At 45.2% G+C, this 16234-nt stretch carries 16 protein-coding genes and 1 other annotated feature; of the genes, 15 read left to right on the top strand and 1 reads right to left on the bottom strand.

The window, feature by feature from the left end; translation table 11 throughout:
* The 13 genes from ASD40_RS10110 to leuS all read left to right on the top strand — a co-directional run bounded on the left by ASD40_RS10110 (position 1) and on the right by leuS (position 13511).
* Positions 1-1287, top strand: coding sequence for a DUF58 domain-containing protein (locus tag ASD40_RS10110; protein WP_057303163.1), 1287 nt, complete (start codon positions 1-3; stop codon positions 1285-1287).
* A complete protein-coding gene (locus tag ASD40_RS10105; RefSeq protein ID WP_057303162.1) occupies positions 1280-3514 on the top strand; it encodes a transglutaminase TgpA family protein in 2235 nt (744 codons plus the stop codon). The genes ASD40_RS10110 and ASD40_RS10105 overlap by 8 nt, the downstream gene beginning before the upstream one ends.
* A gap of 60 nt (positions 3515-3574) precedes the next feature.
* A complete protein-coding gene (locus ASD40_RS10100; RefSeq protein WP_057303161.1) occupies positions 3575-4351 on the top strand; it encodes an alpha/beta hydrolase in 777 nt (258 codons plus the stop codon).
* A gap of 204 nt (positions 4352-4555) precedes the next feature.
* Positions 4556-5050 (top strand): YqeG family HAD IIIA-type phosphatase, encoded by a 495-nt coding sequence (locus ASD40_RS10095; protein ID WP_200957390.1) that lies wholly within the window; start codon positions 4556-4558, stop codon positions 5048-5050.
* Positions 5051-5058: 8 nt separating this feature from the next.
* A complete protein-coding gene (gene yqeH / locus ASD40_RS10090; RefSeq protein ID WP_057303160.1) occupies positions 5059-6174 on the top strand; it encodes a ribosome biogenesis GTPase YqeH in 1116 nt (371 codons plus the stop codon).
* A gap of 17 nt (positions 6175-6191) precedes the next feature.
* Entirely contained in the window at positions 6192-7055 is an 864-nt protein-coding gene (gene aroE, locus ASD40_RS10085) for a shikimate dehydrogenase (protein ID WP_057303159.1), read from the top strand.
* 20 nt (positions 7056-7075) lie between these two features.
* Positions 7076-7369: a ribosome assembly RNA-binding protein YhbY gene (gene yhbY / locus ASD40_RS10080; RefSeq protein ID WP_029193567.1), complete on the top strand. Its 294-nt coding sequence runs from the start codon at positions 7076-7078 to the stop codon at positions 7367-7369.
* 12 nt (positions 7370-7381) lie between these two features.
* Positions 7382-7969 carry a nicotinate-nucleotide adenylyltransferase gene (locus ASD40_RS10075; protein WP_057303158.1) on the top strand — a complete coding sequence of 196 codons (588 nt, stop codon included), beginning with the start codon at positions 7382-7384 and terminating at the stop codon, positions 7967-7969.
* Positions 7959-8525: a bis(5'-nucleosyl)-tetraphosphatase (symmetrical) YqeK gene (gene yqeK / locus ASD40_RS10070; protein ID WP_057303157.1), complete on the top strand. Its 567-nt coding sequence runs from the start codon at positions 7959-7961 to the stop codon at positions 8523-8525. Before ASD40_RS10075 ends, yqeK begins: the two co-directional genes overlap by 11 nt.
* Positions 8526-8543: 18 nt before the next feature.
* Positions 8544-8891, top strand: a complete 348-nt coding sequence (gene rsfS, locus ASD40_RS10065) for a ribosome silencing factor (protein ID WP_057303156.1) — start codon at positions 8544-8546, stop codon at positions 8889-8891.
* On the top strand, positions 8888-9781 hold the full coding sequence (locus ASD40_RS10060) for a CvfB family protein (protein WP_057303155.1): 894 nt from the start codon (positions 8888-8890) through the stop codon (positions 9779-9781). The genes rsfS and ASD40_RS10060 overlap by 4 nt, the downstream gene beginning before the upstream one ends.
* Before the next feature lies 1 nt (position 9782).
* The gene (locus tag ASD40_RS10055; protein ID WP_057303154.1) at positions 9783-10541 is read left to right on the top strand and encodes a class I SAM-dependent DNA methyltransferase; all 759 of its coding nucleotides are present in this window, start codon (positions 9783-9785) and stop codon (positions 10539-10541) included.
* Between the two features lie 67 nt (positions 10542-10608).
* Positions 10609-10955 (top strand) — a binding site (T-box leader).
* Between the two features lie 87 nt (positions 10956-11042).
* Positions 11043-13511 carry a leucine--tRNA ligase gene (leuS, locus tag ASD40_RS10050; protein ID WP_057303153.1) on the top strand — a complete coding sequence of 823 codons (2469 nt, stop codon included), beginning with the start codon at positions 11043-11045 and terminating at the stop codon, positions 13509-13511.
* Between the two features lie 36 nt (positions 13512-13547).
* On the opposite strand, the gene comER is transcribed toward leuS, so the two are convergent.
* Positions 13548-14366 carry a late competence protein ComER gene (comER, locus tag ASD40_RS10045; protein ID WP_057303152.1) on the bottom strand — a complete coding sequence of 273 codons (819 nt, stop codon included), beginning with the start codon at positions 14364-14366 and terminating at the stop codon, positions 13548-13550.
* A 213-nt stretch (positions 14367-14579) separates the two neighbouring features.
* On the opposite strand from comER, the gene ASD40_RS36325 reads away from it, so the two are divergent.
* The gene (locus ASD40_RS36325) at positions 14580-15200 is read left to right on the top strand and encodes a helix-hairpin-helix domain-containing protein (RefSeq protein ID WP_057303151.1); all 621 of its coding nucleotides are present in this window, start codon (positions 14580-14582) and stop codon (positions 15198-15200) included.
* A 109-nt stretch (positions 15201-15309) separates the two neighbouring features.
* Complete coding sequence (locus ASD40_RS10035; protein ID WP_057303150.1) at positions 15310-15822, top strand: deoxycytidylate deaminase; 513 nt, start codon at positions 15310-15312, stop codon at positions 15820-15822.
* The last annotated feature ends 412 nt before the right edge of the window (positions 15823-16234 follow it).

Here is a 16234-nt window from a genome sequence, read left to right as displayed (position 1 = left end):
ATGAATCGACCGGTATTCAAACGATTCGGGGAACTTCCCCGGTTTCCGGCAGCTTTATGGCTTCTTATTGCTTGTTTCACAGCTAGTTTATTGTTCCTGTTGTTTCAAGGTGGGAAGCTGGCCTCCATGCTTTTTATTATTATCACGTTGTTGTCTGCTTATTTGCTCTCTGGCAACTGGAGTGGAATTAAACGTACGCAAGGTACACGCAAGATTGCGAACATAGGGCAAGAAACTCAAATAGAGGCTGGGCAATCGCTGCAGATTGGTATTGGCGTACAGATTCCGGGGTACTGGCCTATTCCTTATATGATGATTAAAGACCAGCTTATTCGACAGAATGGGGAAGAGACGATTTTCGAAGGCTCCATTGTTCCAGATTGGAAACGTAGAGGTGAATTACTTTACAGTACTCCGCCATTAAGAAGAGGGTATTATCGGTTTGGTGAAACGGAGTGCTTAACCGAGGATATTTTTGGCTTTTTTCAGCATAAGGGCCGTTTAGAGCTTCAGCAGCCGATCACGGTGTATCCACAAACGGTTGCTATTCGGGAATGGGCGCAATTTCACCAAATGCTTAAAGGCATGCAGCATCACTCCACTACGACGCGAGCACATCGTGAAACGACGCAAATTAATGGTGTCCGTGAATATATTTATGGAGACCGATTATCACGTATACATTGGAATGCCACTGCGAAGACAGGGACATGGAAATCCAAAGAATTCGAGCGAGAATCCCTTCCTAAGACGATTATTCTATTGGATCGGAATGCCCGTGCCTATCGGGATTCTGCCGAATTTGAACTGGCGGTATCTGTTGCAGCTTCTTTATTTCGTTATGGAGCGAGTCGTGACTTAGCACTAGGATTACTCTCGATCGGGAAGGAATCCTCTTATTTTGAACCGAAGCAAAGTCAGAATCATCACAAACAAATCATACAGCATTTGGTTGGTGTAGAGGCTGATGGTTATCACTCACTTCACCAAATTATCAAGGAACGTTCACGGGAATGGCCAGCAGGCTGCTTCTTTGTACTCATTTCACCGCAAAAGGGCTCAGCGATGATTCAGGTGATTCATCACCTGGAACATCTCCAGATGAATCCATGCCATATTTGGGTTCATGCTAAATCCAACCATGCATTCAAACCGCAAGGGTTGGACAAGGAAGGCAATCAAGAGGATTGGATCAAGGCGATTCGCTCACAAGGTTATATGGGTTATGAGGTTAGTCAGTTGACGGACTTGCCTAACCTGTTGGGAGGGGCGAAACGTTATGCCTAACACATTATGGAAAAGGATTTTACTGACAGATTGGTCACAGCGAGTAACAGCAATTCTTACTGGTATTTTCCTTTATCAATTTGTTATCTGGATCATGAAAGAAGATGGACTGTGGCTGCCTGAAACGGTCGCCTTTGTGACGGGAACTCTCTCCATTGTAGCGGCTACTTACCTTATACCGCATTTACATCGCGGCTGGCGATCCTTGATTCAATTCGGTTTGATTATTTGGCTGCACGGAATTGGTATGGGCTATCATTTTGTGGCGGTTAATTTGGCAACATGGAATGATGCGGTGAAATGGATTGCTCTGAATGCAGGGCAGCTGGAACCATACATTTGGTTTAGTTTAATTGCATGGATTACTTATTTGTTTGCCATGTGGTCTGTCCAATCGAGAATGCGTGTGTTTGTCCTTATTTTTGTCAGTATTTTATTTTTTGCTATTCGCGATTCCTTCAGTATGATCTTTTTGTGGCCGCAAGTAGCTATGGTCATATTTTGCGGATTCTCACTGTTGATGGTGCAGCATTTTAGTCAACTGAAGAGACGGGCCCCGGTCATTTGGGAAACGATTACGGATTACCCGTCAACGCTCATTGTTCCCGTTCTATTGATAGTCGGTGTCACTTTTCTAGTTGGCCTGCTAGCGCCAACTGTGAATCCGATATTAACGGATCCTTATACAGCTTGGAAAGTAAGCCGTGGCGAAGCTGTTCCTTTACTTGGAAAAGGTGTCAGCATCACATCATCTACGAGTGCCGATGCTTCTTCCGGTTATAGTCGAGATGACAGTCGGCTTGGCGGCGGTTTTCGTTATGATTACACGCTGGTTATGACTGTTGAAACGAGTAAGAGAACCTATTTTCGAGGCGAAACGAGATCGTTATATAACGGAAAAGGCTGGGAGCTTAGCCCCGTGGAGCGTAAATTGCCAGTCAATCGTGTGAATGGTAATCCGCTGCCGCTTGATCCGCGATTTGATCTGTCACTTTTGAAAACCAAAGAAGTGACTCAAACGGTTGTCATGGATAGAGAGGAAGTATTTCCTGTTTTATTCGGGGGATTCGCCATCCAGAAAATTGTGGAAGTGAATAAAGGTGAGAACCCGTTTCAACGTCTAATATGGTCTCCTCGTCAGTCCGAGCTTCGCTATATAGGAAGAAATAATTATCCTAAAGATTATACAATTGTTACCCAGGAGCCTATACTGGAAGAAGCGTTATTGCGAGAAGTCAAATCTGACTATGCCAATCAACTAGAATGGGCGGAGTATCTACAAGTGCCTGCCGACCTTCCTGAACGAGTGAAGCAGCTGGCTGTTGAGATTACCAAGGCAGCGACGAATCCTTATGACAAAGCGAAGTCAATTGAGAAGTATTTATCAGATCATTATCCGTATACGAATACGCCAGATGAAAGTAAGGGCAAGAGCAAGGATTTCGTAGACCGCTTTTTATTTGAAGTGAAGCAAGGGTATTGTGATTATTACTCATCAGCTATGGCTGTACTCGCTCGTTCTATTGGGCTTCCAACTCGCTGGGTGAAAGGTTATTCATCGGGCACTTCACCGATTCCCGCGGAAATTAGGGATTTAGGTATTTTGAGTCAACTGGGTTCTGAAATCGATGCGGATGGAGCAGGTACCTATACCGTTAGAAATTCAGACGCTCACTCGTGGGTTGAAGTGTATTTTGAAGGCTTTGGCTGGATACCTTTTGAACCGACCTCAGGCTTCAAACTGCCGAATGTATTTCCAGAGCAAACCCCGCCACCCGTTGACCTATCAACGGAAAGTGACCCAGTTACTTTGCCTGACGCAACAAAAGAGGCTCCAAGCCTTACATGGTTGTGGTTGACATTAAGTGGTTTAGGAGCTGCCGTAGTTGTTGCAGCTGTTTTATTCTTTGTCTTGAAAAGCGACAATCGGAAAGCATGGCGAACCCGCAGGAAGAAAAGGCAAGTCGTTAATTTCAATCAGAAAATTATTGTTGAATTCGAAAAACTGCTGCGGCTAAGCCGTCGCAAGGGCTACACGAGACATGAGTACGAAACCATGCGAGAAGCGACGACAAGGTGGTCTAACCAAAGTAAGTGGATGAAAAAAGAGCTGGAAACGGTACTCGAACTGTTTGAGCGCGCGAAGTACAGTCAGGAGAATTCCACTGAAGTCGACTACCAGACCGTTAGTCAATCTATTATTCGTTTAAAAGAACAAATGAAATAGAACAAAGAAGCCACTCACCTTTCGAGGTGGTGGTTTTCCTATGAGAGGAGATTATTATTTATGGCTTTTATCGACTGTCATTTTTATTCAGATTCCCTTGGGGTTTCAGCATCCATGTACGTCATTTTGCCGCAAGCCGCTCAAAATCAAATCGGATTGGCTTCTGCAGTTTATGGGGTAAAGCATCCTACGCTATATTTGCTGCACGGCTTATCTGATGATCATACGATCTGGATGCGGAGAACCTCGATTGAACGGTATGCTTCGCAATTGGGGATAGCGGTAGTCATGCCAGCCGTCAACCGCAGCTTTTACACCGATATGGCTTTGGGGCCGAAATACTGGACCTTTATTAGTGAAGAATTGCCAGCATTAGCGCGATCATTTTTCCCCTTAGCTGAGGAAAGAGAATTGAATTATGTGGCTGGGTTGTCCATGGGTGGCTATGGCGCGATGAAACTGGCACTTTCACATCCGGAAAGGTTTGCCGCAGCGGCAAGCTTATCGGGGGCATTAGATATATCAGACAGAGCATTGAATTTTCCTGACGATTTCAAACTGATTTATGGAGATGTGTCCAAGATTAAAGGCAGCGAGAATGATTTGTTTTATTTGGCTGAACAGCTGTCTGACGCGACTAGACAATCCCCTAAGCTCTATCAATGCTGCGGTACGGAAGACTTCCTTTATGATGATAATATTCGATTCCGAGATTATTGCCGCGAATTAGGTATGGATCTGACCTATGAGGAGGAGCCAGGCCAACATGAGTGGGGCTATTGGGACCGTAAAATTCAAAACGTACTGAACTGGTTACCGCTTCCGGCCCGTTCCTAGCGGGAAAATATGTTCTTTTCTTTTTGCAACGAGTGGATCACTATGGTATAGTTTCACGTATATAATATAGGGATCTTTGAACGTAGTTCAAAGTCTCTCCGCTTAGGGATGTTTGAACGTAGTTCAAAGTCTCTCCGCTTAGGGATGTTTGAATGTAGTTCAAAGTCTCTCTGATTTACGAGGAAGCAGTTGGAGGTAATTTGTTTGCTGAATAAGCTAGTGCCCAGACAGTCTGTACATACGATCTATGATATTGATGCCAATCACCTATGGGGATTTGGTGTCCGTGGTATTATAACAGATCTCGATAATACACTCGTAGGCGCACGAGATCCGCATGCGACTCCGGAGTTAATAGAGTGGTTGAACCGTTTGCAAAAAATGGGCTTCAAGGTCGTCATCGTGTCCAATAACAATCATGGACGGGTTTCAGCCTTTGCGGAGCCGCTTGGCATTCCGTTCATTCATCGAGCTAAGAAACCAACGAACGTTTCATTCCACAGAGCTATGAAGCTGCTTGGTACGAATGCCAGACAAACAGCTGTCATTGGTGATCAAATGTTAACTGACGTTCTTGGAGGCAATCGAATGGGGCTATACACGATCCTAGTTCAACCCATTTCTATTAAGGATGAGGGGTTTTTCACGAAAATCAATCGCCGTATTGAGAAATGGGCTTTAGCTAGGATGAAGAAATAGGAGGATTCATGAGTACAGAAACGATTAATCATTGTGCGGGGTGCGGCGTATTGCTGCAAACGGAAGAAAAGGGGAAGCTGGGCTTTATCCCGGCTGAAGCGATGCAGAAGGAACCAGTTATTTGTCAACGCTGCTATCGCATCAAGCATTATAATGAATCTTCGAGTATCACATTGCAGCAGGACGACTTCCTTAAATTATTAGGACATGTCGGCCAAACGAAAGCTCTGGTTGTGAAAATCGTAGATATTTTTGACTTTGAAGGCAGTATGATTAGCGGTCTTGCACGCTTTGTGGGTACGAATCCTGTTCTGTTAGTCGTAAACAAGATCGATTTGCTGCCAAAAGTGACGAACGCAAACAAGATCATTAATTGGGTACAGCGCAGAGCCAAAGAGGAGAACCTCAAGGTTGTTGATATCATCCTTTGCAGTGCAAAGAAAAACATTGGTTTCGATCGTGTTATTACAGCTGTGCAGGAATATCGCGGCAACATGGATGTCTATGTGGTCGGTGCAACGAATGTCGGTAAATCGACGCTCATTAACCGCTTAATCAGTGATTATAGTGATCTGGAGTCAGAGCTTACAACGTCACAATATCCTGGAACAACGCTGGATCTGGTTAAAATCCCACTGGATGATGGTCGGTTTATTGTTGATACACCTGGTATTGTGCATACTCATCGTTTAACCGAAGTCGTGAAAAAGCGTGATTTAGCTAGAATCATGCCAGACAAACCGCTTAAGCCGATGGTGTTTCAGTTAAATGAAGCGCAAACGTTATTTTTTGGCGCCTTAGCTCGATTTGATTTTATTAGCGGTGAACATCAATCATTTACTTGCTACACGTCTAATGCCATTCAAATTCATCGTACAAAGCTGGAAAAGGCTGATGATTTGTATGAAGAACATAAAGGTGTCATGCTTGCGCCTCCTAACCTAGCGGACTTGGACGAGCTGCCTAAGCTTGTGAAGCATCCGCTGCACATTCCGAAGGGGAAACAGATGGATGTGCTGATCTCTGGTTTAGGCTGGATTAAAGTGAATAGCTTAGCTGGAGCTCAGCTTGCCGTTCATGCGCCGAAGGGGATTAAGGTTATCACACGTGAGTCGTTGATTTAGGGGGACAAGAGGAGAACATGGAGAAACTGGTGACGCCGATTGACAGTCATACCATTCTATATGGGGTTTTCGGAGATCCGATACGGCATTCCCGTTCCCCGATTATGTTGAATCGGGCTTTTGAGGAAGCAGGTATTAACGCAGTTTACGCTGCTTTCCACGTTCGTCCAGAAGAACTTGGGGATGCTGTTCGCGGGATACGGGCATTAGGATATCGAGGTGTCAACGTAACGATTCCGCATAAAGTGGAAGTTATGCAGTACTTGGATGAAATCGATGAAGGGGCTAGGATCGTTGGGGCGGTGAATACCATCGTTAATGAATCAGGCAAGCTCATCGGTTACAATACGGACGGTATTGGCTATGTGCGATCGCTCAAGGAAGAGACGGGTATTGATCTGAAAAAGAAAAGTGTTCTTCTCCTTGGGGCTGGTGGAGCGGCCAGAGGCGTTGCTTATGCCCTTGCAAAAGAAGGGATTCGCCGTATCTACATCGCGAATCGTACCAAAGAACGCGCCTTGGAGCTTGCAGACACGATCAGTACGTACACCGAAGCGATTGGACTTGGCATGGACGAGCTAGGACCTGTTGTAGATGAGGTCCAATTCGTTCTGAATACAACTTCGGCCGGTATGCATCCTCATGTCGAGGAAGTTCCGTTGCCGCTTGAACTCCTGCGTTCGCATCATCTGGTCAGCGATCTCATTTATAATCCGCGAATTACAAGATTCCTTCGTGAAGCGGAAGCAAGAGGAGCCCGCATACATGGCGGACTCGGTATGTTTATTTATCAAGGTGCTTTTGCCTTTGAATATTGGACTGGCACCCCTGCGCCCGTTGCGGCGATGAGACAGGTGGTAGAACAGTCGTTAGCTGAATAAGAATGAATAGAGGGACATCAATGTTAACAGGCAAACAGAAACGTTATTTGCGCTCAATGGCGCACCATTTAGATCCAATTTTTCAAGTAGGTAAAGGCGGCGTGAACGATCATTTAATCCGTCACATTCAAGAAGCATTGGAAGTTCGTGAATTGATTAAAATTACTGTACTCAACAACAGTGGAGAAGACCGCGACGAGGTCGGCACTGAATTATCCGAAAAATCTGGCGCAGAGCTCGTTCAGGTTATCGGTAAAATCGTCGTGCTTTACAAAGAATCGCGTGACAAGAAGAAGATTGAACTGCCGCGCTAAAGAGGTGGAAGTATGCTTGTCGGAATAATGGGTGGCACCTTCGATCCTATCCACACCGGTCATCTGATCGCGGCGGAGAGAGCGAGGGTCGAAGCAGATCTCGCCGAGGTGTGGTTGATGCCGGCAAATGTGCCGCCGCATAAGCCAAATGCGCCGAAAGCGACGACGAAGCAGCGCTGGGAGATGGTTTGCCTTGCAGCGGAAGGCAATCCTTTTTTTCGTCCAGTTGATATCGAAATCAACAAAGGCGGCGTATCTTATAGTATCGATACGATTGAGCTGCTAAGCAAGGAATATCCAGGTACGGAATTTGCTTATATTATAGGTGCCGATATGGTTCAATATTTGCCGCAGTGGCATCGCATTGATGACATCGTGCGGCATATTCGCTTTATTGGATTAGCTAGACCTGGTTATGAACTTGACTTATCGCATATGCCTATTAACATTCGTAATCGAGTCACGATTGTACCCATGCCGCTTGTTGAAATTTCGTCAACAGCTATTCGTAATGAAAGGCAAAGGAACGGTTCAGTCCGTTACCTTGTCCCAGATGCGGTGAATGGTTATATGGAGGTGAACCGTTTGTATGAATCGTGAGGAACTGATAGCGGCGGTTAAGGAACAAATGCCTGAGCGACGCTGGCTGCATACACTCGGTGTCATGGAAACTAGCGTTATCTTAGCAAAACGCTTTGGCGGAGACCCCGTCAAAGCCGATCTGGCGGCCATTTTACACGATTATTGCAAGTATTGGCCCGTTCAGGAGCAAGCTAAGATTATCCGCGAGAACGGATTGCCCCAAGACTTGCTGGACTATGATAAGGAGCTTTGGCACTCCCACGCTGGAGCTTATATCGCTAAGGAGCAATTTGACATCCATGATGAGGAGATACTAGATGCAATTCGGTATCACACCTCCGGTCGTGTTCAGATGACATTAATGGACAAAATCGTATGCTTAGCGGATTATATGGAGCCCGGACGTGATTTTCCAGGTGTAGATATCATTCGCGAAATCGCTGGGCAAAGCCTAGAGAAGGCGCTGGTCGCCGGTTTTGATTCTACGATTAGCTTTTTAATTGCCAAAGGTAAACGGATTTATCCGCTTACGATTTTGACTCGGAACGATTTGATTACACAAATAAACACATAAACCTTGGAGGATGATTGAATGAGTAAAAACCCAGAAGAAGTCTTGGCTTTTGTCGTTGAGGCTGCTGAAGATAAAAAAGCGGCAGATGTTGTAACCCTGAACTTGAAAGGCGTATCCCTAATCGCCGACTATTTCGTTATTTGTCACGGGAATTCAGAAACACAAGTGCAAGCAATTGCCGGCGAAGCTAGAAAGAAAGCGCATGAGTACGGCGTTAATATCAGAGGCTACGAGGGTATTGATACAGCAAGATGGGTTTTGCTTGATCTAGGGGATGTTGTTCTTCATGTCTTCCACCGCGATGATCGTGAATATTATAATATCGAGAGACTTTGGTCCGATGCCAAAGTTGTGGAGCGCGTATGAGAATGGAAGCAGGATCCCTTGTTACCCTAGAGGTAGCGAGGGAGGTTCCTCCTAACGGTTATTTCCTTACTGACGGCCAGCAGGATGTTCTTCTGCCTTATGCAGAAATCGTAGGTAAGATACAACCCGGAGAGCATGTTGAAGCCTTCATGTTCCACGATACACAGGATCGATTGATGGCTACGATGAAGCGTCCTCTTCTTCTCATGGGCGAAGTAGGACTTCTGGAAGTTGTAGATATTCATCCTAGATTTGGATATTTTCTGGAAATGGGACTGGGCCGCAACCTGTTGCTTCCCTACAGACATGTGCCAGAGCTTGAGGAGCTGCGTCCACAAGTAGGAGATAAGGTATTTGCCACATTAGCTCACGATCGGCAAGGACGTTTGATCGCTAAGCTGGCTCTGGAAGAGGACCTGGCTCCTCTTTGCGTTCGTGCACCCTCGAGTTGGAGTAATCAGTGGGTCAAAGCACGTGTGTACAGACCTTTGCAAATTGGCACCTTCGTCATTTGCGAAGCCGGAGTCCTTGGTTATGGTGTTATTGGACTTATAGCTGCTCCGGAACGGACACGCTTGCTTCGTGTAGGTGAGATGGTTGAAGTGCGTGTCGCATTCGTACGTGAAGAGGATGGTCGGGTCAATCTGTCGATGCGGCTTCCGAAGGAAAAAGGGCGCGATGAAGATGCAGAGACCATTTTGAGTGTCCTCCAAGAACGACCAGGGAATGCGATGCCATTTTCGGATAAAACGCAGGCAGATGTCATCAAGGATCGGTTTGGCCTAAGTAAAGCAGCTTTCAAACGCGCATTAGGCAAGCTAATGAAGGACGGGCTCATTTATCAGGAAGATGATTGGACCTATCTGAAGCAAGAGGAGACGCAAGGTTAACATGAGTTACGAAAAATTCGCGTACACCTATGATCGCTTGATGAATAGCATGCCATATGAAGATTGGCTTCGTTTCGTGAAAGAAAGCTTCGAACGATTTGGTATGAAACCATCTACGATTGTTGATCTGGGCTGTGGTACTGGGAATTTGACGATTCCTCTTGCCTTGGAGGGGTACCAGCTGACGGGTATTGATTTATCAGAAGACATGCTGGCAGTCGCTGAGCAAAAAACGGGAGAGCACAAAAGTCAATTGCGCGGCGGCACCATTCATTGGGTACAACAGGATCTGCGTGAATGGGACCTCGGTGAACAAGTGGATGTTGCGCTTTCCATCTGTGATAGTCTCAACTATTTGTTAGAGGAAGAAGATATCATTGATGCTTTCCGTCAAACCTTTAAGGGGCTCAAGCCTGGGGGGCTTTTCCTTTTCGATGTACATACTCCTGAGCAGTTATTCGCTTATGCAGATTCTCAGCCCTTTTTCCTGAATGAAGACGATGTTGCCTACATTTGGACAAGCGAGTTAGATGATGAAAGAGTACAAATTGAGCACGAGTTGACCATATTTGTCAAAGATAGCGGAAAGGATACTTTCCGACGCATCGATGAAACTCATCTACAAAGGGCTTATTCTTTACAATGGCTTAAGGAAATGCTGCTTGCAGTCGGTTTCACTGAGGTGCATATGGCTGCTGACTTCACTTGGGAGCAGCCTACCTCTATGACAGAGAGAGCTTTCTTTATTGCTAAGAAATAACACAATGAGGTTCATTGCGGCTTGACAGTGCGGCATTATTTTACATATAATCAAAGCTAATTAGATGATTAGAGCTTAGAAGAGGATTAGTAACTTGTACAGCATCTTTCAGAGAGCCGGATGTAGGGTGGAAGCCGGTAGATGTCAGTCTTGTGAACTCGCCTTGGAGCTAGAAGGTGAATCACCATTTAAAGCGGAGAGACTTTGAGTATGCTCAAAGATCCCTACAGCGGAGAGACTTTGAACTACGTTCAAAGATCCCAAAGCGGAGAGACTTTGAGCTACACTCAAAGGTCCCTATATATGGTGCTAGCCGGATCGTCTCACCCGCGTTAAGGGGCAGAGTGAACACAGGCAAAGAATGTCTGTGTTAACTAGGGTGGTACCACGGGAATCTAACCTCTCGTCCCTAGCGATATCCGCTAGCGATGAGGGGTTTTTTGGCGCTTGCAGCGCTTTGAATCATGAAGAAGATGGCTGTACACAGGGAGGATTTTACACATGACACAGGAAACGAAAGAAACCAAAGAAACAAAAGAGCAGCAAGGCTATAATCCACAAGCAATTGAGCCGAAATGGCAAGCTTACTGGGATGCGAAGAAAACGTTTAAGGTGCTTGAGAATTCGGATAAGCCGAAGTTTTATGCGCTGGATATGTTCCCTTACCCATCTGGAGCTGGTCTGCATGTAGGACATCCGGAAGGCTACACAGCAACTGATATCGTTTCACGGTTCAAACGGATGAGAGGCTTTAACGTACTTCATCCAATGGGATGGGACGCTTTCGGACTTCCTGCTGAACAGTACGCACTGGATACGGGAAATGATCCGCGAGAATTCACCAAGAAGAACATTGATACATTCCGTCGTCAAATTAAATCACTAGGCTTCTCGTACGATTGGGATCGTGAAATCAGTACGACAGATCCTGAGTATTACAAATGGACACAATGGATCTTCATCCAGTTGTACAATAAAGGACTCGCTTATGTGGATGAAGTGCCTGTAAACTGGTGTCCAGCGCTGGGAACTGTTCTTGCTAATGAAGAAGTAATTGACGGTCTGAGCGAGCGCGGTAACCATCCCGTTATTCGTAAGCCGATGCGTCAATGGATACTGAAAATTACCGAGTACGCTGAACGTCTGCTTGAAGATCTTGAGGAGCTGGATTGGTCCGAAAGCATTAAAGATATGCAGCGCAACTGGATTGGTAAATCAACAGGCGCAGAAGTCCAATTTGCGATTGACGGATACGATGAGAAGAGTTTGACGGTTTTCACTACACGTCCAGATACATTGTTTGGCGCCACGTACTGCGTTCTGGCACCTGAGCATGAGCTTGTTGCGCAAATTACTACGGGAGATCAAGCTGCTGCCATTAAGGAGTATCAAGAAAAGGCTTCCCGCAAAAGCGATCTCGAGCGTACGGATCTGGCAAAAGACAAGACAGGTGTTTTCACAGGGGCCTATGCTGTCAATCCGGTTAATGACGTGAAAGTGCCGATTTGGATTGCTGACTACGTGCTTGGCGGTTACGGAACGGGAGCAATCATGGCTGTTCCAGGACACGATCAACGTGACTGGGAGTTTGCAAAACAGTTTGATTTGCCGATTGTCGAAGTCGTGCAAGGTGGAGATGTTGAGAAGGAAGCTTACACTGGTGACGGGGCGATTGTCAATTCCGGTCCGATTAATGGCATGAATATCGAACAAGGGATCAGCCATATGATCGCGTGGCTGGAGCAAAACAGCAAAGGCCGCGGCAAAGTAACCTACCGTTTGAGAGATTGGCTCTTCAGCCGTCAAAGATATTGGGGAGAGCCGATTCCAATTCTTCATCTTGAAGATGGCACGATGAAGCCTGTTCCCGTGGATCAACTGCCACTCTTACTTCCGCAAGTCGATGAAATTAAACCTTCAGGTACAGGAGAATCACCGCTTGCGAACGTATCCGAATGGGTAAACACAATTGATCCGGAAACCGGCATGAAAGCTCGCCGTGAAACGAATACCATGCCGCAATGGGCCGGCAGCTGCTGGTACTACTTACGTTTTATCGATCCGCGTAATGATAAAGAGTTTTGTTCGCATGAGCTTCAGCAGCAATGGCTGCCTGTAGATCTTTACATCGGCGGAGCGGAACATGCTGTTCTCCACTTGCTGTATGCGCGTTTCTGGCATAAGGTGCTTTATGATCTTGGTTTTGTTCATACCAAGGAGCCTTTCCATAAGCTTGTAAACCAAGGGATGATTCTTGGTGAGAACATGGAGAAAATGAGTAAGTCTCGTGGTAACGTTGTAAATCCGGATGATATCGTCAGCGATCAAGGGGCCGACACACTACGTATTTACGAAATGTTTATGGGACCACTTGAAGCTACAAAACCATGGAATACAACAGGCGTGGATGGCATCTATCGTTACTTGAATCGTGTGTGGAGACTGTTTGTTGACGAGAATGGTCAGATAAACGCCAAAATCAGCGCCGACGAAACATTAGGCAGTGATTCATTCAAACGTACTTGGCACCGGACGATAAAAAAAATAACCGAGGATTTCGAAGCCCTTAGGTTTAATACAGCGATCAGTCAAATGATGATTTTCGTTAACGAAGCCTATAAAACAGAGCGTTTACCGCTTGAAGCGATGAAAAATTTCGTTCAGATGTTATCTCCAATTGCGCCGCATTTGGCCGAAGAACTTTGGGAGAAGCTCGGAGGCACAGAATCAATTACGTATCAGCCGTGGCCAACCTATGATGAAGTGTGGACAGTCGACAATGAAATTGAGATTGTTGTACAGGTCAATGGTAAAATTGTTGATCGTGTTCTGATTTCCAAGGATACAGATGAAGCAGCGATGGAGAAAATCGCATTTGACCTCGATAAAGTCAAAGAAGCGACCGCCGGAAAGGCCGTTCGCAAATTGATTGTTGTAAAAGGCAAATTAGTAAATATTGTCGTAGGATAACAATACAAAGTGGGCAATTTGGGAAGGCTACTGATTCTAAGTAAACAGCAGCTCAGCCTTCTCAATGTCTTCTTCATATTTGGCATGTGTAGCACTAATGACTCGTGAGAATATCCCCGCAAGCTCATCGTCCAAAATACGTAATCCTTCCGCTGTAATTCCGCCGGGAACAGATACGCGTTTTTGTAGGGTAGCAGGGTTGAATCCTCCGGTTGTAAGCAGTTTTCCAGTGCCTAGCGTCATTTCACTGGCAAGTAAGGTAGCTTCCTCAATAGAAATACCAGTTGCCTCAACGGCTGCATCAATAAAAGATTGCAGGAATTTGGCTAAAAAAGCGGGACCGCAGCTGGATATGTCAGAAGAGATCCGCGTATAATTTTCGGATACACGAATAGGTGAGGAAATATGCGCAAATAGGTTCTCTAGCCATTCTTTGTCCTCAGGCTGCATTCGATTCCCATGAATACATAGTGTAGCACCGCTTAGCACGTAGTTCGTGATACTCGGGATAATTTTACTGATTTTCGCCGGCAGAAGACCTTCCAAATGTTTGAGCAGGACAGGGCTTGTAATGGATACGATGAGTTGAGAGGGAAGCACGTCCTCTTTGATTTCATCAATAACCTTCTTAAATTCAGACGGCTTCACACATAGAAAGATGAGATCGCTCCCCAGTACGACTTCTCTATTCGACCCGGCAACATGAAGTCCAGGATATGTCTCCGCTAGAAGCTCAACTTTATGAATTGTTCGATTTCCCGCAATAATTTGCTCCGGATTGAAAGCTCCAGAATGAATGAACGCTTCAATCAGAATACTTCCCATACTCCCAGTACCGATGAATCCTGCTTTCATCCAGTAATCCCTCCCGAAAAATCAGTCACTTTCTTTCATAGTTTATTGAACGGGGTCAGTTATAAATGCCATTCAGATGCTTTTTCATGTATATGTTCATATGTCAGCAATTATGTTTGGAAAGACTTAAGTTGCAAGTTTGCTAAAGCAAAATTCTAATGATTATGCTTACGATGTCAGTTTTGCTAAAGCAAAACTCTTAGGAGGGAATTCGTGGATTTTTTTGGTTCCAAAAGAGGAAGGATACTGCTCATGATGGCAGCGATCTGTTTATTTGCTTTTGTCGTTTGGCCATTCATTCGTGGAGGCAGATCTATGATACAAACAGATTTTATGCCTTTGAACTCTCAGATGCAGGCTATGATTTCTCATACTGGAGATGAGCCGGTAGCTGAAGCAGAGGTTGTAAGAAAAACAGATTTGAAATCAAACATAGGCACAGAACCGAAAGCAAAAGTAGATACAGAATCGAAGGGAACGAAAGATACAAAACCGAAGGAAACGAGAGACACAGAATCGAAAACAACGAGTGACACTGAACCAAATACGACAATACCTGCACTTACAGCAATACCTACGCCTACTGTTGTATCTAATGAAGAACCAGAAGCTAGCTTGCCATCAGCACGGTCTACCGATCAATTGGATCTAAACACAGCTACGCTCAAGCAATTAGTTGAATTACCGGGTATTGGAGAGAGCAAAGCAAAGGCCATACTGGACTATCGGTTGAAAAAGGGACGATTTAGCCAGATTGAAGAGCTGATGGAGGTGAAGGGCATCGGAGAGAAAATGCTTGAGAAGTTAATGGTATTTCTTTATGTAACTTCTTAATATTCTTTCCTTTCTTTTATTTTGCTAGGAAATATGAGAGAATACTAGAAATGAAAAAAGGGATCCAAGAACATACAAGGATCTTCGGAAGGAGGAATTGCAATCCGTTATGAGCAACCGTAAAGATTGGGATACTTATTTCCTCGATATTGCTTACATGGCCTCAACGAGATCAAGATGTAACCGTCGGCATGTGGGGGCAGTGTTGGTGCAGGGTAAGAAGCTGCTTGGAACTGCTTACAATGGCGCTCCGATGGGTGTTCCAGATTGTACAGAAGCAGGCTGCATGCTTGTAGAAGAAATTGAGCTGAAAGTTGTGGACGATACGGAAGAAGTTATTCGTAAACAGCGATGTATTCGTACGATTCATGCTGAGCAAAATCTGTTGCTGTTCACGGATCGGGAAGATCGCGAAGGATCGACTGTCTATGTGACAGATCAGCCTTGCTGGACGTGTGCGAATATGCTGGCCAACAGCGGTGTGATGGAGATCGTTTTCCATCGCGGGTACCCAAAGGATCATGAGAAAGTAAGCCATTTGATGGAGAACAGAGGCATCGTTTTCCGTAGAATGGAAGGATATGAACCTCCACCTGGTACTGTATCTGATGTCGTGAATTAAATATGTTTACTGAAGCGAGAGGAAGAACCTTTTTCTAGACGCAGCCTATGGAGCTGATCTGGGGAGAGGTTTTTTGTTTGTTTTTTAGATGGGGAAAAGTATGGATATCAAAGGTGCGGTAATGGCGCGGAATCTACATTTTCATTGGAGTAAATACAGTGTAATCGATATTCTGACTGGGGTTATCGTACTTCTGTTGGAGAAAATCCAATGGAATTAATGTTTTCCTTGAAAATTGTCTTTTTAAGAGACTTCTATTGGAATTGCTCCAATAGAAACTGTTTTTCGAGGTCTGAGGAGAGAAAGCATTGTAAAAAATCCAATGACGAAGATGGATGATGAGATAAATGATGAAGGTGAATGTTGAAGATCCAGATAAAGGAAGAAGGCGAAAGATGAAAGATGAAAGATG

It is taken from the genome of Paenibacillus sp. Root444D2 (genome assembly GCF_001426375.1).
Classification (GTDB): Bacteria; Bacillota; Bacilli; order Paenibacillales; family NBRC-103111; genus Paenibacillus_E.
The sequence above is the reverse complement of the archived record's forward strand: the minus strand, read 5'-3'. Positions and strand labels throughout refer to the sequence as shown.

Excerpts from the sequence above, each read along its gene's own strand:
- ASD40_RS10105 (WP_057303162.1), top strand. The coding sequence starts at position 1,280 with ATGCCTAACACATTATGGAAAAGGATTTTACTGACAGATTGGTCACAG.
- aroE (WP_057303159.1), top strand. The coding sequence starts at position 6,192 with ATGGAGAAACTGGTGACGCCGATTGACAGTCATACCATTCTATATGGG.
- yqeK (WP_057303157.1), top strand. The coding sequence starts at position 7,959 with ATGAATCGTGAGGAACTGATAGCGGCGGTTAAGGAACAAATGCCTGAG.
- ASD40_RS10060 (WP_057303155.1), top strand. The coding sequence starts at position 8,888 with ATGAGAATGGAAGCAGGATCCCTTGTTACCCTAGAGGTAGCGAGGGAG.
- yqeH (WP_057303160.1), top strand. The coding sequence starts at position 5,059 with ATGAGTACAGAAACGATTAATCATTGTGCGGGGTGCGGCGTATTGCTG.
- ASD40_RS10055 (WP_057303154.1), top strand. The coding sequence starts at position 9,783 with ATGAGTTACGAAAAATTCGCGTACACCTATGATCGCTTGATGAATAGC.
- ASD40_RS10035 (WP_057303150.1), top strand. The coding sequence starts at position 15,310 with ATGAGCAACCGTAAAGATTGGGATACTTATTTCCTCGATATTGCTTAC.
- rsfS (WP_057303156.1), top strand. The coding sequence starts at position 8,544 with ATGAGTAAAAACCCAGAAGAAGTCTTGGCTTTTGTCGTTGAGGCTGCT.
- ASD40_RS10100 (WP_057303161.1), top strand. The coding sequence starts at position 3,575 with ATGGCTTTTATCGACTGTCATTTTTATTCAGATTCCCTTGGGGTTTCA.
- leuS (WP_057303153.1), top strand. The coding sequence starts at position 11,043 with ATGACACAGGAAACGAAAGAAACCAAAGAAACAAAAGAGCAGCAAGGC.
- yhbY (WP_029193567.1), top strand. The coding sequence starts at position 7,076 with ATGTTAACAGGCAAACAGAAACGTTATTTGCGCTCAATGGCGCACCAT.
- ASD40_RS10110 (WP_057303163.1), top strand. The coding sequence starts at position 1 with ATGAATCGACCGGTATTCAAACGATTCGGGGAACTTCCCCGGTTTCCG.
- ASD40_RS10075 (WP_057303158.1), top strand. The coding sequence starts at position 7,382 with ATGCTTGTCGGAATAATGGGTGGCACCTTCGATCCTATCCACACCGGT.
- comER (WP_057303152.1), bottom strand. The coding sequence starts at position 14,366 with ATGAAAGCAGGATTCATCGGTACTGGGAGTATGGGAAGTATTCTGATT.